We start from the raw sequence: 26,160 nt of genomic DNA, 5'->3' as shown, positions 1-26,160 counted from the left end.
AGTGCGCCCGCGCCAAACCGGCGGTCAGTACGGTCGACCCATGCGGCGGTGGCTCTTCGCGGACCAGCTCGGCGAACACTTCCTTGACGATGGCGAGCAGCCGGTGCTGCTCATCGAGTCGAAGGCGGTGTTCCGGCGGCGGGTCTTCCACCGGCAGAAGGCGCATCTGGTGCTGTCGGCGTTGCGGCACCGGGCCGCCGAACTCGGTGCGCGCGCACTCTTCCGGCAGGTCGAGACGTACCGCGACGGACTGCCGGACGAACCGCTCGAGGTGTGCCACCCGACGTCCCGCCCCGCCGCGCGCCTGGTGCGCGCACTGTCCACTGTGCACGTTCTGCCGCCGCGCGGGTTCTGCACCGACCCGCGCGCCTTCACCGAGTGGGCCGACGGCCGCAAGGCGCTGCGGCTGGAGGACTTCTACCGGCACGCGCGGCGGGCGCACGGCGTTCTCATGGACGGACCGGAGCCCGCGGGCGGCAGGTGGAACTACGACCATGACAACCGCGAGCCGCCGCCCCGGGCGGGCCTGGACGCTCCCGCGCCGCCCGCGATCGTCGAGGACGAGATCGACGCGGAGGTGCGGGCCGACCTCGACCGGTGGGAGCGGGAGGGGATCCGGTTCGTCGGCGCCGACGGTCCGCGGCTCTTCCCGGCCACCGCCGCCGAGGCCTCCGCGCGCCTCCGACACTTCCTGGTCGAACGCCTTCCGCTCTTCGGCCCCTACGAGGACGCGATGCTGGCGCGGGATCCCTGGATGGCGCACTCGATGCTGTCGCCCGCGTTCAATCTCGGGCTGCTCGACCCGATGGACGCGGTGCGCGCCGCCGAGGCGGCCTATCGCCGGGGAGCCGCACCACTGTCCTCTGTGGAGGGTTTCGTGCGGCAGCTTCTCGGCTGGCGCGACTACGTGTGGCACCTGTACTGGCGGTTCGGGCCGGACTACCCGCGCGCCAACGCGCTGCGTGCCACCGGGCGGCTGCCGGGGTGGTTCGCCGACCTGCGGGCCGACGACCTGCGCGCCGCGTGCCTGCGCGACGTGCTGGCCGGGGTGCGCGACCGCGGCTGGGTGCACCACATCCCGCGGCTCATGGTGCTCGGCAACTACGGCCTGCAGCGCGGCTGGCATCCGGGTGCGCTCGCCGACTGGTTCCACCGCTGCTTCGTCGACGGCTACGCCTGGGTCATGGTGACGAACGTCGTCGGCATGAGCCAGTACGCCGACGGTGGCGCGATGACGACGAAGCCCTACGCGGCCGGCGGCGCCTACATCGACCGGATGAGCGACTACTGCGGGGGTTGCGTGTACCACCCGAAGCACCGCACCGGTGACGACGCGTGCCCGTACACGGCCGGCTACTGGGCGTTCCTGGCCCGCAACGCCCAACGCCTCGCCGACAACCACCGCATGCGCCGGCCCCTGAGCGGCCTCGAACGGCTCTCCGACGTGGACGAGGTCATCGCGCGCGAGCGGACGCGACGGGTTCCCTGAGGAAGACCGCCCCGACGGCGCACACGATGCCGGCGACGGCGAACCAGAGCCCGATCTCCCGCTCCGGTGCGATCAGTCCGTAGCTCGCCGCTGTCGCGGTGTAACCGCGCACGATCAGCACCACCGCCGTGAGGCCCGCGACGCCGAGGACGCCACCGCCGGCCTGGATCACGGTGGCGTCGCGCTCCTGCGCCAGGAACGACACCGCGTGCAGCGCGAGCACCGCCACGGCCCACAGCTTCCAGTGCGGCAGGCTGAACACCGTGTAGGCGCCGGGGAAGTGGGTCCACGGCGCGATGGAGGCGACGGCCGTGAAGCCGAGGCCCGCGGAGGCGAGGGTGTGCCGGCGCGAGTAACGCATGGGCCGACACCCTAGCGCACGCGTCAGCGCGGCCCGCCGTCCGACGCGGCGCGTTCCATGACAGCGGCCGCACCCGTCGCGAACATGGCGCCCAGCGCGGCGAGGGCGATGCCGAAGCCGGGGTGCGCCCGGACCAGCGGCACGACCGGCCCGTGGAGCGCGGCTCCGTCGTCGTAGCCGCGCTGCACCAGGAGGGCGGCGGCGACGGTGGCCAACCCGAGCGCCACGCCCGCCGGCCGGATCCACGGCGCGTCGCGCACCAGCCGCAGCAGCGACACCGCGTGCAGCACGGCGGCGGTCGCGAGCCACACTCCCCACAGCGGCAGGCGCAGCACGGTGTAGAGGCCGGCGTAGTGGCTCCACGGCACCACGCAGGCGGCCGCCGTGCCGCCGATGCCCAGGAGTGCGAACGTTCGCCGCGTGAAAAAATCCACGTGCGTCACTGTAACCGGGCGGCCAGGATCCGGTACAGGACGGCGCCGGCGGCCACGCTCACCGGCGCCAGCACGAACCCGACGGCCACCGCCGGGTTCCGGTCGAGGATCGCGCCGTCGACCGCCGCGCCGATCGCCGAACCGGCGGTGAACGCCGTCGCGACCCAGGCGAACGCCTCCGCCGCGGTGCCGGCCGGCGCCACCTCGTCGACCGTCACGAACGTCGCCGTCAGCAGCGCCGGCAGCGACAGTCCACTGAGGAGGGTCAGCCCGATCATCGGCACCGGCGCGGGCGTCAGCAGCAGTGGCGCGTAGCCGAGCGCGAGCGACGCGCCCAGCCACGGCAGGTGCCGCCGGGTGATGGCGAACCGGGTGGCGACCAGCCCGCCGACGAGCGCGCCCGTGGCGTTCGCGGCGAGGAGCCAGCCGGACCACGAACGGTCGCCGGCCGCCTCCGCGAAGCGGGTGACCGCCACGGGCAGCGTGCCGATGCCGGCCCCGACGAGCAGCACGGCGCACAGCAGCAGGCGCAGCGCGGGGGAGCGCAGCGGGCCGGCCCAGTGGCGTTCGGCCCGCTCGCCGCGCCACGCCCGAACGGCCGGCGTCGAGACGAACCACACCGTCCCGACCAGCTGGCACGCGGCCGTCGCGCAGAGGCCCGCGCCCGTGCCGCCGACCGCGACGGCGCCCACCGCGACGAGCGGCCCGAGGATGAAGATGAGCTCCTGCAGGGCGATGTCGAGCGAGTACGCCACCCGCACCTGCTCCTCGGGCAGCAGGTACCGCCACAGCACCCGCAGCCCCGCCTCGAACGGCGGCGCACCCGCACCCGCCAGCAGCGCCGCGACCGCCGCGACCGCGAACGGCACCGGCAGCGTCGCGAGCACCACGAAGCCGACCGTGGAGACCGACCCCGCCGCGACCATCACGGGCGGCTGCCGCCACCGGTCGGCCCCGCGGGCGAGCAGCGGGCCGCCGAGGGCCAACCCGACGGTGTACACCCCGACGAGGAGGCCGGCGGCGCCGATCGACCAGCGTTCCCGCGCGAAGAGAAGAAGTGCGACGGGCGCGGCGCCCAACGGGATGCGGCCGATCGTGCTCGCGGCGAGGAGGCGGGCGACCTGGGCGGCGCGGGCGACGGCGAGAACGCCGGTGGAACTCGATGACATGGCCGGGCCACCGTACCCGCCGCCGCTGCCGGCGCGCCCGGGATTACGGCGCGGCGAGGTACGCGTCCACGAGCCGGTCGGTGAACGCCCGCGGCACCGGCTCGCCGGTGACGAGCACGCGCAGGTAGAGCGGCCCGAACAGCCGGTCGATCGCGACGTCGACGTCGGTGCCGGCGGGGAGGTCGCCGCGTTCGATGCCGCGCAGCAGCGGGAGCCGGTCGCGGGCGCGTTGCTCGCTCAGGTAGTCGGTGCGCAGGCGGGCGGCGAGCGCGGGGTCGTGCTGCGCCTGGCCGACCAGCGCGCGGTACACGGCCCCGGCGTCCGACTCGGTCAGGAAGCGCGCGACGCGGTGCAGGTGCTCCGACAGGTCGCGGCGCAGGTCGCGGTAGTCCGGCGGGGTGAGCATCTGGGCCATGTCGTCGGCGAGCGTGTCGAGCAGGATGTCGACCTTCGAGGACCACCAGCGGTAGATGGTCTGTTTCGACACGCCGGCCCGGGCGGCGATGCCCTCGACGGTGAGCGCGGCGAACCCGCGTTCGGCGAGCAGGTCGTCGGCCGCCTCGAGCACGGAGCGGCGGGCCTGTTCGCTGCGGCCGTGGCGGTTGCCGTGGTGGAGCGCGGGCATGGCGGCAGGATACCCGGAGCTAGACAAGACGCAACGTTGCGTCTAGCGTGGCCGGCATGACGATCACACTGCACCAGCCGCCCGTGCGCGACCTGCTCGACCGGCTCTTCGACGCGGCGGCCCGCGACGCCGAGGTGCCCGTGGGGCCGTACGCCGGCGGCTCGTTCGAGGCGTCGAGCGCGGGCGAACGTGCCGACGCGCTCGAATCCGTCTACATGCCCATCTCGGCGCGCGGCGGGGAGTTGCTCTACTCGCTGGTGCGCGCCACCCGGCCGCAGACCGTGGTGGAGTTCGGCACGTCGTACGGCATCTCGACGCTGTACCTCGCCGCCGCCGTGCGCGACAACGGGGCCGGGCGGGTGTACAGCACCGAGCTGAGCGCCACGAAGATCGCGCACGCGCGGGCCAACCTGGCGGCGGCCGGGCTCGACGCATGGGTCGACATCGTGGCCGGCGACGCCCGCGAGACACTGCGCGACGTTCCCGGGCCGATCGGGCTGGTGCTGCTGGACGGCTGGAAGGACCTGTACCTGACGGTGCTGTGCCTGCTGGAGCCGCGCCTCGCGCCGGGGGCGCTGGTGATCGGCGACGACATCGAGATGGCCGCGACCGCGCAGTACCTGGCATACGTGCGCGATCCCGCCAACGGCTACGTCAGCACGGCGTTCCCGGTCGAGGACGGGATGGAGATCAGCTGCCGTGCCGCGAATCAGGACACGCTAAGTGTCTGAGTAACTACGATCGGTCGAATGTACTCGGATGCCGACCTGCGCCGGTTCGCCACGGAGCCCGCGGTCCACTTCGGACCCGACCGGGAGGCGATGCACACGCTCGACCCGGCCGAACTGGCCGACCTGCACCTGGCGGCCGTCCGGCTGCGCCTGCGCGAACTGCGCGAGCGGGTGCCGGCGCTCGCGGCGCTGGCCGACGCGCACGGCGTTCGCGACGTCGAACGGCTCGACGACGTCGCTCCGCTGCTGTACCCGACCGGCACCTACGCCTCCTACCCGGCGGAAGCTGTCCGCGAGGGGCGCTTCGACCTGCTCACCGAGTGGCTGGCCGGCCTGACGACGGTGGACCTGTCCACAGTGGACGCGTCGGGCTGCGACTCGATCGACGCGTGGCTCGACCTCCTGGACACCCGCACCGAGCTGCGCGTGGCGCACTCGGCCGACTGTTCGGGGACGATGGCGTTCGTCCCGCACACGGCGACGCAGTACGAACGGGTCCACGAGGTGCTCCGGCTCGACGTCCTGCCGGCCGGCGACCGCACCGGCGTCGACGTGGTCTGGCCGGGTTTCGCGCGCGCCCGCACCGGCCTCGGCCGGCACGCCACCGCCCTGGCCCGGCACGTCGCGGGCACACCCGACCGGTTCCACGCGCTGTACCCGGGCACGCTCAGCGCCGACCTGGTGCACCTCGCCGGACGGCTGCGCGCGGCCGAGGGCGGGCCGGTCGAGGTGTCGCCCGCGCCGGCCGCGCGACTGGAGGAGTTCGCCGCGCTGCGGGACCCCACGGCGGTCGAACGTTTCCTCGGCCGGCTGGCGGACACGCTGCGCGGCGTGCGGGTCGCCGTGCTCGGCCGGTGGGACGCGTTCAACGACCTCGCCGACGGCGGGAAGGGCAACCTGTTCGGGGCCGAGTCGGTGATCCTGCCGGCGTGCGGCGGCACGAACGGCGTCCCGCGCGAGCGCTGGGAGCACCGGGTGGCGCGCTTCGCGGGGGTGCCGGCGCTGCGGCCGCGGTACACGGCGTTAGAGGCCGTCGCGCTGCACCCGCGCTGCCACGCACACGGCTACCACCTCGAACCGTGGATCGTGCCGTTCCTGCTCGACCCGCGCACGGGTGCGGCGCTACCGCGCGACGGGGTGCGCACCGGGCGGGCGGCGTTCCACGACCTGACCGCCGAACACCACTGGGGCGGCTTCGTGACCGGCGACCGGGTGACCGTGGACCATTCGCCGTGCGGCTGCGGGCGCAGCACGCCGCGGATCCTCGGCGAGATCGGCCGCTACGACGGCGGCGTCGGCAGCACGGCGAACGCCGCCGCGCTCAACGACGCGCTGGACGTGCTGACCGGCGCGCTCGTGTGAGTGCTCCGGGGCACCGCCGCCGTCCCGGAGCACCGCACACGGATCCCGGCTATCGGATCCCCAGATGCCTGAACGCCTCGTCGCAGACCTTGTCCGCCTCGGCGTCCTTGGCCGCCGCCGTCGCCGTGTCCCCGGCCGACTGCGCGCGACCCGCCTCGATCAGCAGGTTGATGCAGTTGGCGATCACCTGCTTCTGGCGCTTCAACTCGTCGGCGTCGGTCTGCGAGTCCTTGAGCGCGGCGTTCGCCGCATCGAGGTCCTTCTTCGTCTTCTCCAGGTCGGCCTTCGTCTTCTCCAGGTCGGAACGCGTGCCGGCCAGATCGGCGTCGCGGGCCGCCACGGTCCTCTTCTCGTCGTTGTAGTCGCCGGACTTGGTGCCGTACAGCACGCCGAGAACTGCGGTGACCAGCAACAGCAGCACCGTCAACGAGGCGAAGACGACCGTCGACTGGTTGCGGCCGCCGCCCGGTGTCGCCGGCCCGGGGCCGGGGCCCGTCACCGGACCGCTGATCGGCTGCACCGCCATCGGCGGGCCGGAGTACGGCACCCCCGAGTACGGGGTACCGGAGACGGGCGGGCCGCTGGCCGGGAAGTTCGGGTCGTGGTAGCCGGGAGCGGGCTGCGCGGGATAACCGGCCCCGTCCTGGTAGTACTGCTGCGGCTGCTGCTGGGCAGGGTCGCCGGGGTAGGCCATCACTCCTCCAGAAGGCGGAGACATCGGGGACGATGCACACGGTAACGACGCACTGCAATGTCCGTGACCGATGTGCACTACGGTATGACCGTGTCGAGACGGACCGGACCCGTGGCCGTGCCGTCCGGCTGTGGGCGGCACGATCACCTGTCGTGGCCGTATCTCGGGTCGGAGTCGTGGCGCGGGGCCGTGACGACGTTCCTCCGGGAAGGGCAGGAGCGGGGCGAACGGCTGCTCTACCTCGCGGCCGGGACCGGCGACGGACCGCTGGATCTGGACGGGGTGACCGAGCTGCGGGCCGGCGCCCTCAACCGCCTGGAGATCATCGAACGGCTCGTCGACGACGCCGTGGCCGGCGGCCACACCGGCGTGCGGATCGCGGTCGACACCACCTCGCTGGTCGGGCGCGACTTCGCCCGCTACGAACTGGTCGCCGACGGCCTGATCGCCCGCGCGCCCCTCGTCGTGATGTGCGGCTACGACCTGTCGAGCGTGGCCCCGGACCTGGCCGCGCTGCTCGACTTCGTGCACCCGCTGCGCCGCCCGCGCGGCTGCGCCGGAGGCGACGGGGCGTATCCGGACGGCGCCGGCGGCTGGTGGATGACCGGCGTGCTGGACCTGTGCAACGCCGACCACCTGCAGCTGGCGCTGTCGACCATGCCGCCGACCGGCGAGGTGCGCATCGACGTGTCGCAGTTGCGCTTCTGCGACGCGGCGGCGACGCGGGTGCTGCTGCGCGCGGCGTCGCGGCGGCACCCGGCCGGGCGGCTGGTGCTGTGCGGGGCGTCGCCGCTGCTGCGCCGCGTGCTCGAGGTGGGCTGGCCGGGCGGCCACCCGGGCCTGGTCCTCAGGTGATCCGCGGCCCGCTCAGTTGACGTAGGGGCAGGCCGGATTCGGCGCGCTGGTGGCGGCGATGATGGTGTCGAGCTTCTCGCGGGCCCGCGTCAGTTCGGCGATCTGGCGGTCGATGCGGTCCCGTTCGCCGGCGAGCACCGCGCGGGACTGCGGCGTGCTGACGCCCGAGTCGACGCAGGGCAGCAGGTCCCGAACGGTCCGGCTGGACAGGCCGGCGGCGTAGAGGAGCTGGATGAGTTCGACCCGTTCGACGGCGGTGTCGGCGTAGTGCCGCTGCCCCCCGCCGCTGCGAACGGCCCCCAGCAGCTCCTGCTCCTCGTAGTAGCGCAGCGCGCGCACGCTGACGCCGGTCTTCGTGGCGAGTTCACCGATCCGCACCGTGTCCTCCGTTACGGGGAAGAGCTTGCATCTGACGTCAGCGTCAGGTTCTAGCGTAGCCGAGACGGCGGCGCAAGATCCTCGCTCCTGCTGTGACGCGACACGCCGATGAGGCTGTCACAGCAGGAGCAACGATCTTCAGGCCGCCGCTTGAGTGGTGTCGTCAGCGGGTCCGGCGGACCGTCGGGGGGCCGAAGTGCGCCGGGCCGTCCGGGGACGCGCTGCGGACGGCCGGCTCGGCGAAGGGCACCTTGTCCGGCTGGCACGTCGTGTCGACCGCCGGCGCGACGGCCTCCAGCAGGTACCGCGCCACGATCGCGTCCACGCAGGACGACCCGGACGCCGCGGTGTGCCCCCAGCCCTCCATGGTCACCAGCGTCGAACGGGGCAGCATCGCCGCCGTGCTCACGGCGTCCTGGTAGCGGGTCGCCGGGTCGTACCGGCTGCCGACGACGAGCACGTCGTTGGCGGTGCGCCGGTTGAACGGCCCCGCGTACCGGTCGGTGTCGCGGCCCGGCCACTCGGTGCACATGCTGCTGGTCCAGCCCCACGCGCGGCCGAAGTACGGCCACTTCCGGTCGGCGTCCCGGGCGGCCGCGGCGAAGAGGGCCGGGCTGTCGGGGTTGTCGGTGTCGACGCACGTCACCCCGATGAGGCCCTCCATGACCTGCGGGTACGGCAGCTCCTCGGGAACGTCCGCGCGCAGCGACCGCCTCGCCGCCGCCGGGTCGGCCCCGGTGTCCAGCGCCTGCAGCAGTTCGGCGAGTTCGGGGAACGCGTTCTCGTCGTACAGCGCGCCGAGCGTGTCCCAGACCAGGTCGTTGTAGGTGTACGGCCCCTCGGGCAGCTGCGCCGGCGCGGCGAGCAGCCGCTGGGCGAGCGCGTCGTACCGGGCCTTCGGGTCGCCGTCGGAGAACGCGCAGTTGGGGCCGCCGGCCTTGCACAGCGCGAAGAACTGCAGCAGCGACTCGTAGGCGCCCTGGTCGCTGCGCAGCCGCACGTCGACCGGCAGGTACCGCGCCTCGTGGCCCCGCCCGGTCGCGAACGAGACCGGGTCGATGATGCCGTCGATGACGACCGCGCGCACCCGCGACGGGAACATGTTCGCGTAGGTGGCGCCGACGTAGGAGCCGTACGAGCCCCCGTCGAACGTCATGCGCGCGTCACCGACCGAGCGGCGCAGCAGGTCCATGTCGCGGGCGACGTTCGCGGTCGACATGTGGTCGATGATCGGCCCGGCGGTGCGCCGGCATGCGTCCGCGTAGGCCCGGTCGGCCTCGTGCCACTGGCGTTCCTCGTCGGCGGTGTAGGGGAACGGGAACGGCGTCAGCACCGCCGCCGCGTCCTCGGGCGTGGCGAAGCACTGCAACGGCGTGCTGCGCGCGACGCCCCGCGGGTCGAAGCTGATGATGTCGAACCGGGCCCGCACGGCCGGCGGGTACATCCGGTCGATGAACCGCCACAGGTAGGAGACGCCCGAGGCGCCCGGCCCGCCCGGGTTCATGAAGACGGAACCGATGCGGTGCGCCGGGTCCGTCGCGGGCATCCTGGTCAGCGCCAGCGAGATGCTCGGCCCCTCCGGCCGGTCGTAGTCCAGCGGGACGGCGACGGTCGCGCAGTCGAACCCGGGCGCGAAGTCGCCGCACGCCTTCCAGTCGATGTTCGGCGCCGCTACGCCGTCGACCTGCCGCTCATCGGCCGTGCGCGGATCAGCCGCGGCGGCCGGCGCGGAGAGCAGCGCACCCAGTACGGAGAAGAGCGTTATCAGCGCGAATATGCGGTGTGGTCGATTCATGCGCCCGAACCTTAGGAGGCAAATGTGGGGGCGCGAGCCGGACGCTACGGTTTCTGGGAAAACTCCCACAGTGCCTCGATCGTCCGTTCCGGGCTCTCGAGCTGCGGCAGGTGCCCGGTGTGCTCCAGCGGGACGTGGCTCGCCGTCGGGATGGCGGCGGCGTACGCCAGCCCGTACTCCGGGTCGACCACCCGGTCCGACTGTCCCCAGAGGACCATGGCCGGGACGTCCACTGTGGACAGCCGGGTCGCCAGGGTCGGATCGGCCATCGTGCGCCCGGCGTAGAGCGCGATCGCCTCCCGGTTGCCCGCCATGGCGGCCCGCTGCGCGTCGCTGAACGTCGACGGGTCCGGCCGGAACCGGTCCGGGTCGGCGTAGGACAGGTCGGTCAGCTCGTCCAGGCTCAGGGCGAAGAAGTCCGCCACGGGATGGCCGGGGACGTCGAGGCCCACGCCGTTCATGATGACGACGCCGGAGACGCGCGGACTGGCCAGCAGCGCCATCTCGGCGGCCAGCCACCCGCCGATGGAGTTGCCCACCACGGTGACGCCGGTGAGGTCGAGGTGCTCGAGCAGCCCGACCTGCAGCCGCGCCAGGTCCCGAACGGTGGTGATCTCGGCCGGGCGGGGCGTGCCGTTCCACCCCGGGAGGGTCGGGGTGAGCACCCGCGCCGGCCGCTCGGCCGCGAGGCGCGCCGCGAACCCGAGGAACGAGACCGGCCCCGCGCCCCCGTGCAGCAGCAGGAACGGCCGTCCCGCGCCGACCTCGTCGACGGTGAGCGTGGCCGGTGGAACGTCGTAAGTGGTGATCGTCATGCCGTTCACCGTAACTCAACATGTTTAGTTAAACAAGCGTGGTTAAGGAGGCGTGGCTAAACAACCGTGGGTATGCTCCTGACGTGAGCCGCACCGTCGAGGAACTCGGGCTGTCCGTCAAGCGCCTGCAGCACCGCCACCACCGCGCCCTGACCGCCGCACTGGCGGACCTCGGCGTCTCGCTCGTCCAGTGGGACGTCCTGCGCCACCTGCACCGGCACCCCGACGCGTCGCTGCGCGAACTGGCCGCGCTGACGTTCCAGACCGAGCAGGCGTTCGGGACGCTCGCGGCGCGCATGGTCGAGCGCGCGCTCATCGAACGGGTCCCCGGCCCGGGGCGCGCCGTCAAGCACCGGATCACCGAACGGGGCGAGTCGATCCGCGCCGACGGGCAGAAGCGGGTCAGCGCGGCGCTGCGGAGGTCGTTCGCGCCGCTGAGCGCGGAGCAGCGCGAGACACTCGGCGAAATCCTCGACGCGATGCTCAGGGAGCCTTAAACGCACAGGATTTGCCCCTGAAGTTTCGCTTTCGTGCAGAGTGAAACGCCGGTCCCATCCGTACCCCAGCAGACAAGTTCAAGCTTGGGGAGGAAATGGGATGGGTGGTCGGTCGCGCAAGGCGTGGCTGCTGCGGCGTGGCGTGATCGCAGCCGCCGTCGTCGCGGGTCTCGCAACAGCACTGGGCACGGCCAACGCGATGACGCAGCCGGACCCGGACGTCAGCACCAAGATTGTCGGCGGCAACCGCGCCGAGGCGAACGAGTTCCCGTGGATGGTGCGGCTCTCGATGGGCTGCGGCGGGGCGCTGTTCGAGCAGGACATCGTGCTGACGGCGGCGCACTGCGTCACGGACTTCGGCAACGGGCCGGAGACCACCATCACCGCCACGGCCGGCACGGTCGACCTCCAGGATCCCAACCGGATCGTGGTGCGCTCGACGTCCATCACGATCGCACCGGATCTGGTGTTCCAGTCGAGCAATACGTCGTTCGCCCTGGTCAACGACTGGGCGCTGATCAAGCTGCAGCGGGCGATCGACCTGCCGACGCTGCCGATCGCCGAGAACGCGGACAACGACAAGGGCCGGTTCGACATCATGGGCTGGGGCGCCTCGGCCGAGGGTGGCGGCCAGAAGCGGTTCCTGCGCAAGGCGGAGGTTCCCTCGGTCACCGACGCCACCTGCGAGCAGAACTACGAGGCGGCCGGGTTCGTCTACGACGCGAACGCGCACCTGTGCGCCGGGTTCCTGACCAAGGAGATCGACTCCTGTCAGGGCGACTCGGGCGGCCCGATGGTGCGTGACCTCGGCAACGGCCGGTTCGTGCAGGTCGGCATCGTGAGCTTCGGCAACGGGTGCGCGCGGGCGGACTTCCCGGGCGTGTACACGCAGGTCTCCTCGTTCGCCGACGACATCAAGGCGGCGGCCGCCAGGCTGTAGAGGTGATCAGGCCACGAGGCCGGTGCGGTAGGCGTACACCACCGCCTGCACCCGGTCGCGCAGGTCGAGCTTGGTCAGGATCCGGGAGACGTAGGTCTTCACGGTCTCGTGGCTGATCACCAGCTCCGCCGCGATCTCGCTGTTCGACAGGCCCGTCGCGATGAGCTTCAGGACCTCCAGCTCGCGGGGGGTCAGCGGGCCGCCGTCCGAGTCGCCGGCCGGCGGGCGGATGCGGGCCGCGTACCTGCCGACGAGCTGGCGGGTCACCTCGGGGGCGAGCAGCGCGGCGCCGGAGGCGACGGTACGGATGCCGTTCAGGAGCTGGGCGGGCGGGGCGTCCTTGAGCAGGAAGCCGCTCGCCCCGGCGCGCAGCGCCTCGTACACGTACTCGTCGAGGTTGAACGTCGTCACGACCAGCACCTTGACCGGGTGCGCCACGCCGGCGCCGGCCAGCTGGCGGGTCGCCGCGATGCCGTCCAGCACCGGCATGCGCACGTCCATCACCACCACGTCGGGCTTCAGCCGGCCGGCGAGTTCGACCGCCTGGCGGCCGTCGCCGCACTCGCCGACGGCCGCCATGTCCGGCTGCGCACCGATGATCGTCATGAACCCGGTGCGGATCAGCGCCTGGTCGTCGGCGACCAGCACCCGGATCCTGTCGCTCACGGTTTTCCTCTCAGCGGGTGCCGCGGGATCATGCGGGAAGCGTAGTGGTGGCGCGGCGGCGGGCGGGCACCACGTTCCCACGACGCTTGGCGATGCGCAGGAAGACGACCGTCACGGCCAGCCCGACCAGCACCGACAGGACGCTGCCCTCCGGCCCGAAGCCGCCGCCGGTCAGCGCGGCCGGCCCGTCGAGCACGCCGTCGAGCAGCCCCTTCCGCGCGTCCTCCGCGCCCGAGACGGTGGTGCCGAAGATCGCGCCCTGGGCGACGTTCCACCCGAAGTGGATCCCGATCGGCAGCCAGAGCGAGCGGGTCGCGGCATAGACCGCGGCGAGCATCAGCCCCGCCTGGAACGCGATGGCGATCGCGCCCCGCAGCGTGGCGCCCGAGTTGACCAGGTGCAGGAGGCCGAACAGGGCGCCGGAGACGGCCATCGACCGGTAGGTGCCGAAGCGCTCCTCGAGCGTGCGGAAGAGCAGGCCGCGGAAGGCCAGTTCCTCCATGGTGGCCGCGCAGGCCATGCCGCCGGTGACGGCGAGCGCGCTCCACAGCGAGCCGTAGCCCTCGACCGAGTAGCCGCCGAAGAGCGCGATGACGGCGATGACCAGGGAGAAGAGGCCGACTCCGAGGAGCGCGCCGCGCCTCAGCGCCGGACGGGCGCCGTCGCGGGCCAGCTCCGTCACGTCGCGGTGCTCGGTGCGCCGCACGATCCACCGGTAGGCGGCGACGCCCGCCACCGCGAACGCCGGCCCGAGGAACAGGGGCAGGAAGGTGCCGCTCACGGCGGCGATCGTGACGTTGCCGACCAGGAACAACGGCACGATCACCGCGAACTGCTTGAGGAATCTCATGGACGAAACGCTATGGATCACGGCGCCGCCGATCGTCACCGCGCGGAGGGCACTTCCCGGTAGCTCGGACGGGGGATGCCCATCCGAAGACGGGACGTCCATCCGGAGAAGAGGCCGGAACCTGACCGGATCATCCGGAAGACTCATCGTCGAAGCCGGGCTGGACCGGCCCCATCGCCCGAGGAGCAGATGTGACCACGCCGACGACCGTCACCGGAGAACGCGCCGACATCCTGGCGCTGCTGCAGCGGCACCGCGGATTCCTCAAGCACACCGTGCGGGGGCTGACCGACGAGCAGGCGAAGCGGACACCCACCGCCAGCGCGCTGAGCCTGGGCGGGCTGATCAAGCACGTCTCCGCCACCGAGAACGGCTGGGCGGCGTTCGCCACCGGGGGCGCGGAGGCGATGCTGGCCGAGCCGTCCGACTGGGTCGACGGCTTCCGCATGGTCGAGGGCGAGACCCTGGCCGGCCTGCTGGCGGAGTACGAGAAGGTGGCCGCACGCACCGACGAACTCGCCGCCACGCTCGACCTGGACGCGTCGCACCCGCTGCCGGAGGCGCCCTGGTTCGAGCCGGGGGCGTCGTGGTCGGTGCGGCGCGTGCTGCTGCACATCATCGCCGAGACGTCGCAGCACGCCGGGCACGCCGACATCATCCGGGAGACGATCGACGGCCAGAAGACGATGGGTTAGCCCCGGGGGACGACGAGGGCGTAGGCGCGCGGGAAGCCCGGGCTCATCCGGTGCGACCGCAGGGCGTCGACGCCCACCTCCCGCAGCCGGCCCGACGACGGGTCGAACAGGTGATAGGTGTCGGGCTGCGGATGTTCGACCAGAAGGAGCCAATGGCGCGGGATCACCCTGCCCACGAGGAGCGCGACCGGCAGGCGGCGACCGACGGCCTCGGCCACGTCGTCCAGCGCGTCCCCGCGGCGGAACCGGCGCCACCGGTACGGCACGCCGTGCGCGGAGATCAGGGCCGCGACGCCGGCCGGGGTGGTGCCGAGCCGGCGCGGCCAGACCGTGTTGGCGGCGCGGTGCAGGCGGTGCTGCTCGCGGGCGAGGCCCTCGGGGGTGCGGTCCAGCGCCGCCGCGTACGCCTCGTCGAGCAGGGCGGCGGCGACGAGCGCCGTCGTGGGACCGCAGGTGAAGCCGTCCGTCTGGCGCACCTCGCCGAGATCGACCCCGAGTATCCGCATGATGACAAGGAAACGGACCCGACGCCGTTCGTGCACGTCGGGTCCGTGATCTGCCACCGAAATGGTCCTACAGGGTGAGCTTCCAGCCGTCGATCCAGCCGGGCTCGGTCCCCCACGAGGCGTCCTCGGCGCGCAGCGTCCAGGTGCCGTTGGCGTTCTTGTCGGAGACGTTCACGATCGCGGTGCGGAACACGTCCGTGCGGCCGGTCGGCCAGAACTCCTGCAGCGTGTAGCGGGTGCCGTCCGGCGCGATCAGGTAGATGCCCAGGTCCCGCTCCCACGGGTGGATGACGCGGTACTCCACGTAGGCGCCCCGCGAGGGGGCCCGGTCGCAGCCCGTCACCGCGATCGTGGTCTGCGCCCCCGCCATGTCACCGAACTTCTCCGAGTCCGCTGTGGACGCCCCGCCGCACGCCGGCGCCGGCAGGTCCGCACCCGCCAGGTCGATCGTCCACGAGTCGAAGAACCCGCTGTCGAACGGCCCGTTGTCGAGCACGCGCAGCTTCCAGACGCCGTTCGCCGCCTCGGACGTCAGGTCGTGCGTGAACGTGTAGTCGACGTTGTCGAAGTCCTCGCCGGTGCGCGACAGCAGCATGTAGTCGGTGCCGTCCGGCGCCTGCAGTTCCACCTCCAGGTCGTCGACGTGGCCGTGCTGGATGTGCACCTCGATCGTGCTGTTCACGGCGGCGTTGCCGGTGCAGCCGCTGATCGTGACGGCCGCCTCGACCCAGTTGCCACCGGGCAGCGGCGTGTCGGTGGAGTTCGCGCCGACGCAGCCGGGCGAGTTGTCGACGGTGAGCGTGTAGGTCGTCGCCCGGGTGGCGGCCGTCCCGGTGCCGACCACGGTGATCGTGTACGTGCCGGGTGCGGTGCTCGCGCTCGTGGCGATCGTGAGGGTGCTGGTGCCGCCGGCCGAGTCGATCGTGCTCGGCGCGAAGGTCGCGGTGGCGCCGGCCGGGACGCCGCCCGCCGTCAGGGTGACCTGCTGCGCCGCGCCCTTGGTGAGCGTGGCGGTGATGGTCGCGGTGCGCGCGGACGTGGGCGCCGCCGTCAGGGCGAAGTCGTCGGCCGCCGTCACCGGGTCGACGTGCAGCAGCTTGTTCGGCGTTCCGGCGCCGGCGTCGGTGACCACGTCCGGCGTGCTGTCGGTGAGGAGTTCCGCGGCGACGTCGGCCGGCGTGAACGTCGGGTGGTCGGCGAGGACCAGCGCCGCCGCGCCGGCCACGTGCGGCGCCGCCATCGAGGTGCCGCTGACCGTCGACGTGGCGGTGTCGCCGCCGATCCAGGCCGAGACGATGTCGGTGCCGGGCGCGAAGAGGTCCACGCACGCGCCGATGTCGGAGTAGGGGGCGCGCGCGTCGGTCCGGTCGGTCGCGGCGACGGTGAGGGCGTTCGGGGTGCCGGCGGGGCTCTGCCCGCAGGCGTCCGCGCCCCGGCCGTTGCCGGCCGAGAGCGAGTAGCTGACGCCGTCGGCGATCGACCTGGTGACCGCGTTCTCCATGGTGGCCGACTTGGTGCCGCCGAGGCTCATGTTCGCGACGGCCAGTTCGCCCGGGTCGTGGTCGGCGGTCACCCAGTCGATGCCGGCGATCACCCCGGCGATGCTGCCGCTGCCGTTGCAGCCGAGCACCCGCACGGCCACGAGCTGCACGTTCTTGGCCACGCCGAACGACCTGCCGCCGATCGTGCCGGCCACGTGGGAGCCGTGGCCCGCGCAGTCCGTGGCGTCGCCGTCGTTGTCGACGAAGTCCCAGCCGGAGACGACCCGGCCGGCGAACTCGGTGTGCGTCAGGTTGATGCCGGTGTCGATCACGTAGGCGCGCACGCCGGGCGAGACGTTCGGGTAGGTGTAGGAGTTGTCGGTCGGCAGCGTGCGCTGGTCGACCCGGTCGAGGCCCCACGACGGGGTGGGACTCTGCGTGTCGTCGGCCCGCACCGTGTGGTTCTGGGTCACCGAGGCGACCGTCGGGTCGGCGGCGAGGCGCTTGGCGGCGCGTTCGGTGATGCGGGCCTCGAAGCCGCGCAGCGCGTGCCGGTAGGTGCGGGCGACGCCGCCGCCGTACGTGGCGGCCAGCGAGTGCGCCGCCCTGTCGACGTCGGCGGCGTCCCTCGGCACGGCGGTGTCCTTCAGGACGACGATGTACGAGTCGGCGACGGCGGTCGGGCCGCCCAGCGCGTCGACGGTGCCCTCGGGCGGCGCGGCCGCGGCCGGCGTGGCGGTGCCGAGCAGCAGGAGTGTCGCGAACAGCCCTTCTCTGATCATGGGTCTTCCTCCCCAGGAGACGGCTTTGCACCATCACGCTAGGGAAGGTCCGTTTCTGGGGGACAGCTACATGAATATGTGGCCGGGGGACGCCAATCCGGGTGTCACCTCGACGTCACAGCCGGACGAGCCCGGCGTCCGTGGGGGTGAACCCGCACGCCCCGAGGTAGAAGTCCGTCAGGTGCGGGTCGAAGTCCACGTGCAGCCACTCGCAGCCCGCCTTGCGCGCCTCGTCCACGGCGATGCGGACGAGGGCGGCGCCGATCCCGTGGCGGCGCCTGTCCGCGCGCACGAGCGTGTCCAGGACGAACGCGTGGATCATCCCGTCCCACGCCACGTTGACGAAGCCGACCAGCGACCCGCCGTCGCGGGCGACCACCCAGCCCAGGCTGTGCCGGTTGACCTGGCCCCACCAGTCGTCGTCCAGCACCCGGTGGTCGAAGCCCTCCGCGTGCAGCGCGTTGACCTCCGCGTTGTCGAACGCACCCCGCCACGCATAAGCGATCTCACCCATACGTCAGAACAGTGCCAGCTGCCCGGCCTGCGGGCGACGCCTTTCCGCGGCCGAGCGGGCCGGCTGGCGCGGCGCCGGCGCGTCCGGTGGCGGCGGCGGATCCCCGCCGGTCAGCGCCCACAGCGACGGCCCGAGCCGGATCCCGCGCCGGGCCAGCACCTCCCGCATCAGCTGCAGCCGCACCGGCAGTCGCATCGCGTCGAGCGCGGGCAGCTCCAGGTCCGTGCGCATCCGCATGAGCCGCCGGTTGCGGGCCACCGCCGCGCGTCCCTCGGCCGTGCCGAGATGATGCGCCGCCCGGCCGCCCACGACCGCCACGACGTCCGCGTCCCGCCCGCTGTCGATCGCCTCCCAGGCTTCCTCGATCCGGGGGAACGTCATCAGCAGCCGCGCCGCGGTAGCCGGCCCGAAGCCGCGCACGCCCGGCAGGTTGTCCGACGGGTCGCCGCGCAGTGCCGCGTAGTCGCGGTACTGCCAGCCCTGCACGCCGTTGGTGTGCCGGGGGAGCGACGCGGCCGTCACGAGCACGGACTCGTCGAGCCCGCCGTTTCGCACCCGCAGCACCGACGTGTGCTCGTCGACGAGCGCGAACGCGTCCCGGTCGCTGGTCATCAGCACGCACCGCCACCCGTTGGCCCGCGCCAGCACGGCCGAACTGGCGAGCACGTCGTCCGCCTCGTAAGCCGGCGGAACGGCCACCGCCAGCGCCGTCTCGCGGATCAGCGCGGGCGCCGCTTCGATCTGTTCGCGCAGCTCCGCCGGCTTCTCCGCGCGCTGCGCCTTGTACAGGTGGTCCGCGGCGCGGCGCGCCGACTGCTCCGCGCAGTCGAACCCGACCAGGACGGCCTGGGGGCGTAGCCTGGCCGCGGCGCGCGCCACGGAGGTGACGAGTCCCTTCAACGCCCACACCGGCCGGCCGTACGCGTCGAGCAGCTTCCCGGTAGCGGCGGCATGGTAGGCCCTGTGCAGCATGCTGTTGCCGTCGACGACGAGCAACAGCGGGGCTGCGGGGGCGCTCACCTCAGAGAGATTAGTGGCATCCCGCGGGAAGCCAGGCACTGATCTCCTGGGCGAAGGTGCGCGGATTGATCGGCTTCGCCATGTAGTGGTCGAACCCGGCCGCGAGCGTGCGCTCCCGGTCACCGACCATCGCGACGGCCGTCACCGCGACGATCTTCACCCGATCGGGGAGGGTGAGCCCGCGCAGCTGCCACATCACCTGGTAGCCGTCGAGGTCGGGCAGCTGGAGGTCGAGCAGCACCAGGTCGATCTGCTCCCGGCCGGCGAGTTCGAGCGCCTGCTTGCCGGTCGCCGCGCCGTGCACGTGGTGGCCGTTCGCGGTGAGCAGGTAGGCCATGAGTTCCAGGCTGTGCGGGTTGTCCTCGACGACGAGGATCTCGGCCCCCAACTCAGACCGCCGGGGCCACCGAGAACGTGCTCCCCGCGCCGGGCACGCTGTCGACGCTGATCCGCAGGCCCATCAGCTCGGCGAGCTTGTGCGAGATGTACAGGCCGAGCCCGGTGCCCTCGTCACCCTGCCGGCGGGTCGTGCTGCTGCGTTCGAACGCCTCGAAGATGCGCGCCTGCTCCTCCGGCGCGATCCCGGGTCCGGTGTCGGTGACGTCCAGCGACCACACGATGTCCTTCTCGGGACGGCGCAGCGTGATGCGCACCTCGCCCTCGCTGGTGAACTTGATCGCGTTGTGCACGAGGTTGATCAGGATCTGCCCCATCGCGCGCCGGTCGGCGACGGCCAGGCACCGGCCCGGCGGCAGTTCGGCGTGGAGCGTGATCCCCTGCTGTTCGGCGAGCGGGCGCATGGACTGCACTACCTCCTTGACGACACCGCAGCAGTCGATCTCCTCCGGCGTGATCTCGACCTTCCCGGACTCGATCTTCGCGAGGTCGAGCAGGTCGTTGATGAGCGACAGCAGGTGCTGGCCGCTGGTCTCCACCAGTTGCAGCTGGTGGCTCTGTGCCTCGTTCAGCGGTCCGGGCAGGCCCATCAGCAGCGTGCCGGTGAAGCCGATGATGGCGTTGAGCGGCGTGCGCAGCTCGTGACTCATGCTGGCGAGAAAGGCGTCCTTCGCCTTGCTGGCCTTCTCGAGTTCGACGTTCTTCTCGCGGAGCTGGCGTTCGAAGCGGATCCGCTCGGAGACGTCGCGGATCGCCGCCGCCACGAGGTTGCCCTCCTCCGTCTCGATCGCCGACAGGGAGATCTCCGCCGGGAACTGTGTCCCGTCGCGGCGCAGCGCCGACAGTTCGATGCCGGCGCCCATGGGCCGCGGCTTGGGCTCGTTGAGGTAGCGCAGGCGGTGCTGCGGGTGCACCTCGCGGGCCTGTGCCGGCACCAGGATCTCGATCAGCTGCCCGAGCAGTTCGTGGCGCTGGTAGCCGAACAGGCGCTCGGTCTGGGCGTTCACCAGCGTGATCCGGCCGGCGGCGTCGACAGCGACGATCGCGTCCGGGGCGGCCTCCAGCATGGCCCGCCACTTGGCCTCCTTGCGGCGCGCCCGCGCGATGTCCCGGGAGATCGTGGCGGCGCCGATCGTGGCGCCCGCGCCGTCGATGATCGGCGACGTGCTCAGCGAGACCGTGACGGTGGTGCCGTCCCGGCGGACCCGCTCCGTCACGTACTGGTCGAGGAACTCGCCGCGGGACACCTGGGCGAGGACCGCGGTCTCCTCGGCGCGGCGCGCGGCCGGGTAGAGCACCTCGGCGGGGTAGCCGACGATCTCGTCCGCGCGGTAGCCGTACAGGTGCTCGGCGGCGTCGTTCCAGGTGATCACGGTGCCGTCGAGCGTGACCCCGATGATCGCGTCGTGTGACGAACGGACGATCGCGGCGAGGTGCTCCGTGGCGCCGGTGGTTCGCGACAGGGTCATGGGTTCACTCTCGGGCGGAAGTGACAGCGGGTGAGGGAAGTTTGCCCTGGGACCGCTTGTCCGGCCCATCGTCCGCTCAGTTTCGGAACGGTCCGTGACGATGGACCGTTCGGCCGAATCCTGTACCGCCGGGGGAGGATTGTTTCCGGAATCCGTACCGGGGCGGCCGCCGTTCGGGTAACAACGGTTGCTCATGGCGACCGTCCTCGTGGTCGATGACGACCCGACGAACCGTGAGTTCCTGCGCACGCTCCTGGCGTATCGCGGGCACCGGGTGCGGGAGGCGTCCGACGGGGACGCCGCCCTCAACGCCGCCGGCGCCGAACGCCCGGACGCCGTGATCACCGACATCCTCATGCCGGGCGGCCTCGACGGCTACGAACTGGCGCGCCAGCTGCGCAGCCGGCCGGAGACCAGCGCGGTGCCGATCGCGTTCAGCACGGCGCACTACGCCGAACACGAGATCCGTCCGCTGGCGCGGGCCTGCGGCGTGCAGGGCGTGATCCTGAAGCCGGCCACCCCGCGGGTGGCGCTGGAGGCGATCGACGCGCTGCTGAGTTCGGCGCCGCAGCCCGCGGTGGTGGCGGAGTCGTTCGCGGCGGAACACTGCTCGGCGCTGAAGACGAAGCTGCTGGAGAAGTCCTCCGCGCTGGATCTCAGCGAGCACCGCATGCGCGCCATCGTCGGCACCACCGGCGTCGGGGTGCTGATCGCCGACGGGACCGGCGCCGCCACGTACGTCAACGAACGCCTGGCCGCGTTCGTCGGCACCGACCGCGCCGCGCTGCTCGGCGTCGGCTGGCTCGAACGGCTGCACCCCACCGACCGCAGCCGCATCGTCGAGGCGATCGGTGCCGGCATGCCCGCGACAGGGCGCACGCTGCGGGTGTCGCTCCCCGAGGGCGACGAGTTGCGCTGGCTCTCGGTGCGCCTGCAGCCGGTGACCGAGGGCTCGGCCGGCGAACTCGTCGCCGTGGTCGAGGACGTCACCGAGCGGGTGCGCGCCGATCGCCGCCTGCGGGCCGCCGACCGCCGCGAGGAGCGACTGCGCCGCAAGATCGACGGCCTCGCCGAACGCCTCGCCGAGACGCATCGGGTGACCCGTTCCGGGACCTGGGACCTCGACCCGCGCACCGGCGAGGTGACCGTCTCACCGGGACTGCGCGACCTGCTGCGGTTGCCCGAGGCGACGGTCCCGGGGGACCGCGTGTGGCAGCGGGTGCACCCCGACGACGTGCGCCGGGCGATGCTGCTCGCCGACGAGGCGTTGCGCACCGGGCGCCCGCAGCAGGCCGAGGTGCGCCTCGCCGACCCCGACGGCATCGTCCACGAACTGATCGTCTCCTGCCGGCCGACCCGGGACAACGGTCCCCTGTGGGGCGTCACCCAGGACGTCAGCGACGACCGGGCCGAGCGCATCCGGGTCGAACTGGCCGCCGACCGCCGCGCGGAAACCCGTGCGCGGGACCGGTTCCGCCGGGCGATGCTGCCCGGGACGTTGCCCACGGTAGACGGACTGGACCTCGCGGCCGACTACCTCACCGCCCCGGACCGGCTGGACGCCGGCGGCGACTGGTACGACGCGTTCGCCACCGACGACGGCGGAGTGGTGCTGTCGGTAGGCGCCGTCGCGGGAGGGGACGAGTACGCCGCCGCCGTCATGGGTCGGGTGCGCGGCGTGCTGCGGGCGTACGCGCTCGAGGATCCAGAACCGGCCGCGATCCTGGCCCGCCTGAACCGGTACCTGATGGCCGACGGCGTCGGCGACGGGTTCGTCACGACCGTCGTGGCGCGCTACCGGCCGAGCGATCACCGGCTCAGCGTGGCGAACGGTGGCCACCCGATGCCGTTGCTCGTCACGTGCGACGACCCCGACGGCGAGGTGTCGCGGGTGGCGCGGCTGGCCGTGGTCGGGCCGGCGCTGGGTGTGCTGGCGCGGCCGGAGTTCGCCGTGCAGCGCATGACGCTCGACGCGGGTGCGGCGTTCTGCGCGTTCACCGACGGACTGACCGACCGGCCGGACCCGGCACCCGACGACGACCTCAGGTTGCCGCGGGCGCTCGCCCGGGCCTGGCACGAGGTCTCCGGGGAGGGGCACCCGGCGTCCCCGGCCCGACGCATCGTGGATCTCCTCTGCGCCGAACTGCTCGGCGGGGCCGATCCGCACGACGACGTGTGCATCGCGGTGCTGCATCGTTTCAAGGACTGAACGGAACCCGTTGCCCTTTGGTTGCCGATTCGCGTGTTACCGCTCCCAAAGGATCGTCGTCATGAAGAATTTACGGAGGGCGACAGTTTCGACACTCCTCGGCTCTTTTCGATGACCGTGTGCGTTCGTATGGTGGTTCTCGGACCGGGAGGGGGCACCGAATGGTCGGACTGATGGTTTCGCAGGTCATGCGCAATGACACACCCGCCTTGAGCGGGCCGATCTCCGTTTCCACTCGGGACACCGTAAGCACGGCGGCGCGGCTCCTCGAGGTCGCCGACATCCAACAGGTGCCCGTTCTCGACGAGGAGGGCCATCTGGTCGGGGTGGTGACCCGGCGGGACCTCCGGGCGGCACTCCCGCGATCGGACGCGGAGATCCACCGCGAGGTGACCGACGACGTGGTGCCGGCGGTGCTCGGGCGGCACGCGGCCGACGTGAAGGTCGACGTGCACAACCGCACGGTGACGCTGTACGGCGGCGTCGACGAACGTTCGGCGTGCGAGCGGCTCGCCCGCAGCGTCGAGCGGGTCGAGGGCGTCGAGTCGGTGGTCAATGTGCTTTCCTACCGGCACGACGGCATCGCCCCTGGCAGATACCCGTTACCGTAGCCCGCGTGTCGAAGCCCGTATGGCTGCTTGATGTCGACGGCGTGCTCAACGCCTCCCGCCCCGGATGGGGGGCCGCACCGCGTTCCGGGTGGGCCTACTCCGCGGGCGAACGGTGGCGGATCCGCTGGGCGCCCGCACTCGTGAGCCGGATCCGCACCCTGCACCGCTCCGGGCGGGTCGAGATCCGCTGGTGCACCACCTGGTGCCACGACGCCGACCAGATCGAACGCCTGCTCGACCTGCCGCCGTTCGACCGGGCGTGGGGTGGGCAGCTCTTCGGGACCGAGGCCTCCGTGGCGAAGCACGCGGCGGCGCGCACCGTCATCGACACCGGCCGCCCGCTGATCTGGACCGACGACGCGGAGGTGCCCGAGGAGGGGCCGCTCGTCGAGGAGTTGAGCGGCGACGGGCGCGGGCTGCTGATCAAGCCCAAGCCGTACCGGGGGCTGCAGCCGGAGCACCTCGACGAGATCGAGGCGTTCATCGAAGGGTTGATCGACGGGAGGAGCGGCCTAGAGTCCTCCCATGATCGAGGAAGAAGCGCTGCTCAGCCCTTCTGAGGAGCATGCGTACCGGGTGCTGCTGCGCGTCGCGTCGGCCGGCCCGGAGGAACTCGCCGCGGCAGGTGTCGCGCCGGAGGCCGTCGCGGCGTTGCGCGCCAAGGGGCTGGCGAGCGCCGGGCCGGTGGTGCGGCCGCTGCCGCCCGACGTCGCCCTCGGGGAACGGCTGCTGCGCCGGCAACGTTCCCTCGAATCCGCTCGTCAGGCTCTTGCCGCCCTGAGCGAGGACTACCGCGCGAGCGCCCGCCGGCGCGACGCCGACCACCTGGTCGAGATCGTCGTGGGCCGGGACGCCCTGCGCGAACGGCTCCGCGACCTCCAGGACACCGCCAAGGAGGAGGTGCTCTGGTTCTGCAAGGCGAACCCGCTCGTGATGGCCGGCCCGGACAACGCCGAGGAGAATGCGGCGCTGTCCCGAGGCGTGCGCTACCGCGCCGTCTACGAACGGGCGCTGCTGGAGATGCCGGGCGAACTGGAGAGCATCACCGACGGCGTGCGGCGCGGCGAGGAGGCGCGCACGCTGCCGACCCTGCCGGTGCGGCTGGCGATCGCGGACCGTTCCGTGGCGCTGTGCCCGCTCGTGCCGGATCACGCGCGGGACGTCGGCGAGGCGACGGCGGCACTGATCCGCCGCAGCGAACTCCTCGACGCGCTGATCGCGCTCTTCGAGAGCCATTGGGCGAACGCGACGCCGGTGCTTACCACCGGGGACGACGGACCGGCCGACGCCGACCGCCTCCTGTTGTCGTTGCTGGTGGCCGGCTTCCCGGACAAGTCGATCGCCTCGCAGCTGGCGGTGAGCCGGCGGACCGTGCAGCGCCGCCTCGACCGACTGATGGACCTCGCGGGCGTCGACACCCGGCCGGGGCTGGCGTTCCAGGCCGCCCGGCGCGGCTGGTTATAGGATTCCCTATCACTCCCTGATCGGATACTTTAAGGGAATGATAGGGAGTGTTTATCGCACGTCCGCCGGGCGTGAGGCCGTCGAGGCGGCCTACGACGAGTTCCTCCGCCACTGGCCCGTTCCGATGGAACGTCTACGCGTGCCCACCCGGCTCGGTGAGACGTTCGTCGTGGCGAGCGGGCCCGTCGACGGGCCGCCGCTGGTGCTGCTGCACGGCTCCGGGACCAACGCGGCGATGTGGGCCGGCGACGTGGCCACCTGGGCGGAACGCTTCCGCGTGTACGCCGTCGACCTGCCCGGCGAGCCCGGGCACAGCGCCGCCGTCCGGCCGCCGCTCGGGTCGGACGAGCACGCGGGCTGGCTGGACGACGTTCTCGACGGGCTCGGGGCCGGGTCGGTGGCGCTCGTCGGCGCCTCCCTCGGCGGCTGGCTCGCCACCGACTACGCCGCCCGCCGCCCCGCCCGCGTCACCCGGCTGGTGCTGCTGTGCCCGGGCGGCATCGGCCGGCAGAAGTACGGCTGGCTGCTGCCCGCGCTGCTGCTGCGGCCGTTCGGGGAGTGGGGGATGCGCCGTCAACTGGCCCTCGTGGCCGGCGTGCGGGGCGCCGCGATGCGACCCGTCGCGGACTACATGAGCCTCATCTTCCGGCACTTCAAGCCGCGCACGGAGAGGCTGCCGATCTTCCCGGACGCCACGCTCGCGACGCTCACCGTGCCGGTGCTCGTCATCGCCGGCGAACGCGACGCCATGCTCGACTCGCGGGAGACGCTCCGCCGGGTGGCAGCGGCGGTGCCGCACGCCGAGACGGTGCTGCTGCCCGGGGTCGCGCACGCCGTCCTCGGCCAGGCGTCGCGCATCCACGTGTTCCTCACGGCCGGCCGATGACCCGATGACACCGTAGGTACGTCATTCCCGCCGGATGAGGTACCTGGTGTGTCACCCGGTCATCCGGTCATCCGTCGCGGCCTTCGGAGGGCTCCTGTCCGGCGCTCGAGCATGCCGTCGCGCACCGCCCGGTGCGGGCGCCGTCCCACCGACCCGGCCGGGCGGGCGCCAGCCGCACGGGCGTGCGTGCCTGGCTGGGCGTGCGGAATGCTGGCGTGCGGAGCTGGGCTGGGCGTGCGGGAGCTGCCGGCGTGCGCGCCTGGTCGGGCGTGCGGGCATTGCTGGCGCGTCGCCCCGGCGGGCAGGTGGGATTGCCGGCGTGCGGGCCCGGCCCGGCGTGTCTGTTGCGGGCGGCTTGACCTGGCGTGGGCGTGCGATGCACGGCCGCCGTCAGGGGCGGCGGTGGTAGATGTTGCGGCGTGGGCGTCTCTGCGGATCCAGGTATGGGGGTGGGAGGAATTCGGGG

The 26,160-nt window shown here is 72.6% G+C and carries 28 protein-coding genes; 12 read left to right on the top strand and 16 right to left on the bottom strand.

All coding sequences use genetic code 11. The features are described from left to right. Positions 1-40: 40 nt before the first annotated feature. Positions 41-1,489, top strand: coding sequence for a cryptochrome/photolyase family protein (locus tag Val02_RS25755; RefSeq protein WP_203901783.1), 1,449 nt, complete (start codon positions 41-43; stop codon positions 1,487-1,489). Here the strand turns inward: Val02_RS25755 and Val02_RS25750 are convergent. Genes Val02_RS25750 through Val02_RS25735 form a run of 4 tightly spaced genes read right to left on the bottom strand, consistent with a single transcriptional unit; the run spans position 1,455 to position 4,078 of the window. After that, positions 1,455-1,850: a hypothetical protein gene (locus Val02_RS25750; RefSeq protein ID WP_203901782.1), complete on the bottom strand. Its 396-nt coding sequence runs from the start codon at positions 1,848-1,850 to the stop codon at positions 1,455-1,457. The two genes, Val02_RS25755 and Val02_RS25750, sit on opposite strands and share 35 nt — an antisense overlap. Positions 1,851-1,873: 23 nt before the next feature. Further along, positions 1,874-2,284, bottom strand: coding sequence for a hypothetical protein (locus Val02_RS25745; RefSeq protein WP_203901781.1), 411 nt, complete (start codon positions 2,282-2,284; stop codon positions 1,874-1,876). A gap of 5 nt (positions 2,285-2,289) precedes the next feature. Beyond that, positions 2,290-3,453, bottom strand: coding sequence for an MFS transporter (locus Val02_RS25740; RefSeq protein WP_203901780.1), 1,164 nt, complete (start codon positions 3,451-3,453; stop codon positions 2,290-2,292). 43 nt (positions 3,454-3,496) lie between these two features. Further along, complete coding sequence (locus Val02_RS25735; RefSeq protein WP_203901779.1) at positions 3,497-4,078, bottom strand: TetR/AcrR family transcriptional regulator; 582 nt, start codon at positions 4,076-4,078, stop codon at positions 3,497-3,499. Between the two features lie 56 nt (positions 4,079-4,134). Here Val02_RS25735 and Val02_RS25730 point away from each other — a divergent pair, with 56 nt between their 5' ends. Together Val02_RS25730 and Val02_RS25725 are read left to right on the top strand one after the other, a co-directional pair. Continuing rightward, entirely contained in the window at positions 4,135-4,809 is a 675-nt protein-coding gene (locus Val02_RS25730; protein WP_239153328.1) for an O-methyltransferase, read from the top strand. 18 nt (positions 4,810-4,827) lie between these two features. Further along, on the top strand, positions 4,828-6,171 hold the full coding sequence (locus Val02_RS25725) for a hypothetical protein (RefSeq protein WP_203901778.1): 1,344 nt from the start codon (positions 4,828-4,830) through the stop codon (positions 6,169-6,171). Between the two features lie 49 nt (positions 6,172-6,220). Here the strand turns inward: Val02_RS25725 and Val02_RS25720 are convergent, their stop codons facing one another. Next, positions 6,221-6,865, bottom strand: coding sequence for a hypothetical protein (locus Val02_RS25720; protein WP_203901777.1), 645 nt, complete (start codon positions 6,863-6,865; stop codon positions 6,221-6,223). A gap of 90 nt (positions 6,866-6,955) precedes the next feature. Between Val02_RS25720 and Val02_RS25715 the strand changes: the two genes are divergently transcribed. Next, positions 6,956-7,720, top strand: coding sequence for an MEDS and STAS domain-containing protein (locus Val02_RS25715; RefSeq protein WP_203901776.1), 765 nt, complete (start codon positions 6,956-6,958; stop codon positions 7,718-7,720). A gap of 12 nt (positions 7,721-7,732) precedes the next feature. Here the strand turns inward: Val02_RS25715 and Val02_RS25710 are convergent, their stop codons facing one another. The 3 genes from Val02_RS25710 to Val02_RS25700 form a co-directional block, all read right to left on the bottom strand. After that, positions 7,733-8,098 (bottom strand): MerR family transcriptional regulator, encoded by a 366-nt coding sequence (locus tag Val02_RS25710; RefSeq protein ID WP_203901775.1) that lies wholly within the window; start codon positions 8,096-8,098, stop codon positions 7,733-7,735. 163 nt (positions 8,099-8,261) lie between these two features. Beyond that, positions 8,262-9,893: an alpha/beta hydrolase gene (locus Val02_RS25705; RefSeq protein ID WP_203901774.1), complete on the bottom strand. Its 1,632-nt coding sequence runs from the start codon at positions 9,891-9,893 to the stop codon at positions 8,262-8,264. 44 nt (positions 9,894-9,937) lie between these two features. Beyond that, on the bottom strand, positions 9,938-10,708 hold the full coding sequence (locus Val02_RS25700) for an alpha/beta fold hydrolase (protein ID WP_203901773.1): 771 nt from the start codon (positions 10,706-10,708) through the stop codon (positions 9,938-9,940). Between the two features lie 83 nt (positions 10,709-10,791). Between Val02_RS25700 and Val02_RS25695 the strand changes: the two genes are divergently transcribed. Further along, positions 10,792-11,205, top strand: coding sequence for a MarR family winged helix-turn-helix transcriptional regulator (locus Val02_RS25695; protein ID WP_203901772.1), 414 nt, complete (start codon positions 10,792-10,794; stop codon positions 11,203-11,205). A gap of 100 nt (positions 11,206-11,305) precedes the next feature. Continuing rightward, positions 11,306-12,145, top strand: a complete 840-nt coding sequence (locus Val02_RS25690; protein ID WP_203901771.1) for a S1 family peptidase — start codon at positions 11,306-11,308, stop codon at positions 12,143-12,145. 6 nt (positions 12,146-12,151) lie between these two features. On the opposite strand, the gene Val02_RS25685 is transcribed toward Val02_RS25690, so the two are convergent. Next, positions 12,152-12,811, bottom strand: coding sequence for a response regulator (locus Val02_RS25685; protein WP_203901770.1), 660 nt, complete (start codon positions 12,809-12,811; stop codon positions 12,152-12,154). Positions 12,812-12,839: 28 nt separating this feature from the next. Further along, the gene (locus Val02_RS25680) at positions 12,840-13,661 is read right to left on the bottom strand and encodes a CPBP family intramembrane glutamic endopeptidase (protein ID WP_203901769.1); all 822 of its coding nucleotides are present in this window, start codon (positions 13,659-13,661) and stop codon (positions 12,840-12,842) included. A gap of 191 nt (positions 13,662-13,852) precedes the next feature. On the opposite strand from Val02_RS25680, the gene Val02_RS25675 reads away from it, so the two are divergent. After that, positions 13,853-14,356, top strand: coding sequence for a DinB family protein (locus Val02_RS25675; protein WP_203901768.1), 504 nt, complete (start codon positions 13,853-13,855; stop codon positions 14,354-14,356). Here the strand turns inward: Val02_RS25675 and Val02_RS25670 are convergent. The 6 genes from Val02_RS25670 to Val02_RS25645 form a co-directional block, all read right to left on the bottom strand. Then, on the bottom strand, positions 14,353-14,862 hold the full coding sequence (locus Val02_RS25670) for a hypothetical protein (RefSeq protein WP_203901767.1): 510 nt from the start codon (positions 14,860-14,862) through the stop codon (positions 14,353-14,355). The two genes, Val02_RS25675 and Val02_RS25670, sit on opposite strands and share 4 nt — an antisense overlap. 67 nt (positions 14,863-14,929) lie before the next feature. Beyond that, positions 14,930-17,125 carry a S8 family peptidase gene (locus Val02_RS25665; protein ID WP_203901766.1) on the bottom strand — a complete coding sequence of 732 codons (2,196 nt, stop codon included), beginning with the start codon at positions 17,123-17,125 and terminating at the stop codon, positions 14,930-14,932. Positions 17,126-17,240: 115 nt separating this feature from the next. Beyond that, entirely contained in the window at positions 17,241-17,639 is a 399-nt protein-coding gene (locus tag Val02_RS25660; RefSeq protein WP_203901765.1) for a GNAT family N-acetyltransferase, read from the bottom strand. Between the two features lie 3 nt (positions 17,640-17,642). After that, positions 17,643-18,659, bottom strand: a complete 1,017-nt coding sequence (locus Val02_RS25655) for a 5'-3' exonuclease (RefSeq protein WP_239153327.1) — start codon at positions 18,657-18,659, stop codon at positions 17,643-17,645. Positions 18,660-18,669: 10 nt separating this feature from the next. Next, positions 18,670-19,047 (bottom strand): response regulator, encoded by a 378-nt coding sequence (locus tag Val02_RS25650; protein ID WP_203901764.1) that lies wholly within the window; start codon positions 19,045-19,047, stop codon positions 18,670-18,672. A 1-nt stretch (position 19,048) separates the two neighbouring features. Continuing rightward, entirely contained in the window at positions 19,049-20,524 is a 1,476-nt protein-coding gene (locus tag Val02_RS25645; protein WP_203901763.1) for a PAS domain S-box protein, read from the bottom strand. Between the two features lie 193 nt (positions 20,525-20,717). Between Val02_RS25645 and Val02_RS25640 the strand changes: the two genes are divergently transcribed. The 5 genes from Val02_RS25640 (at position 20,718) to Val02_RS25620 (ending at position 25,694) form a co-directional block, all read left to right on the top strand. Next, positions 20,718-22,733: a SpoIIE family protein phosphatase gene (locus Val02_RS25640; RefSeq protein ID WP_203901762.1), complete on the top strand. Its 2,016-nt coding sequence runs from the start codon at positions 20,718-20,720 to the stop codon at positions 22,731-22,733. 173 nt (positions 22,734-22,906) lie between these two features. Beyond that, positions 22,907-23,344 carry a CBS domain-containing protein gene (locus tag Val02_RS25635; RefSeq protein WP_203901761.1) on the top strand — a complete coding sequence of 146 codons (438 nt, stop codon included), beginning with the start codon at positions 22,907-22,909 and terminating at the stop codon, positions 23,342-23,344. Between the two features lie 5 nt (positions 23,345-23,349). Continuing rightward, positions 23,350-23,904 (top strand): HAD domain-containing protein, encoded by a 555-nt coding sequence (locus Val02_RS25630; RefSeq protein WP_203901760.1) that lies wholly within the window; start codon positions 23,350-23,352, stop codon positions 23,902-23,904. After that, positions 23,870-24,808, top strand: a complete 939-nt coding sequence (locus tag Val02_RS25625; protein WP_203901759.1) for a TrmB family transcriptional regulator — start codon at positions 23,870-23,872, stop codon at positions 24,806-24,808. Before Val02_RS25630 ends, Val02_RS25625 begins: the two co-directional genes overlap by 35 nt. Positions 24,809-24,845: 37 nt before the next feature. Next, on the top strand, positions 24,846-25,694 hold the full coding sequence (locus Val02_RS25620) for an alpha/beta fold hydrolase (protein ID WP_203901758.1): 849 nt from the start codon (positions 24,846-24,848) through the stop codon (positions 25,692-25,694). Positions 25,695-26,160 lie beyond the last annotated feature (466 nt).

This window comes from Virgisporangium aliadipatigenens, assembly GCF_016863615.1.
Taxonomy (GTDB): domain Bacteria; phylum Actinomycetota; class Actinomycetes; order Mycobacteriales; family Micromonosporaceae; genus Virgisporangium; species Virgisporangium aliadipatigenens.
The sequence above is the reverse complement of the archived record's forward strand: the minus strand, read 5'-3'. Positions and strand labels throughout refer to the sequence as shown.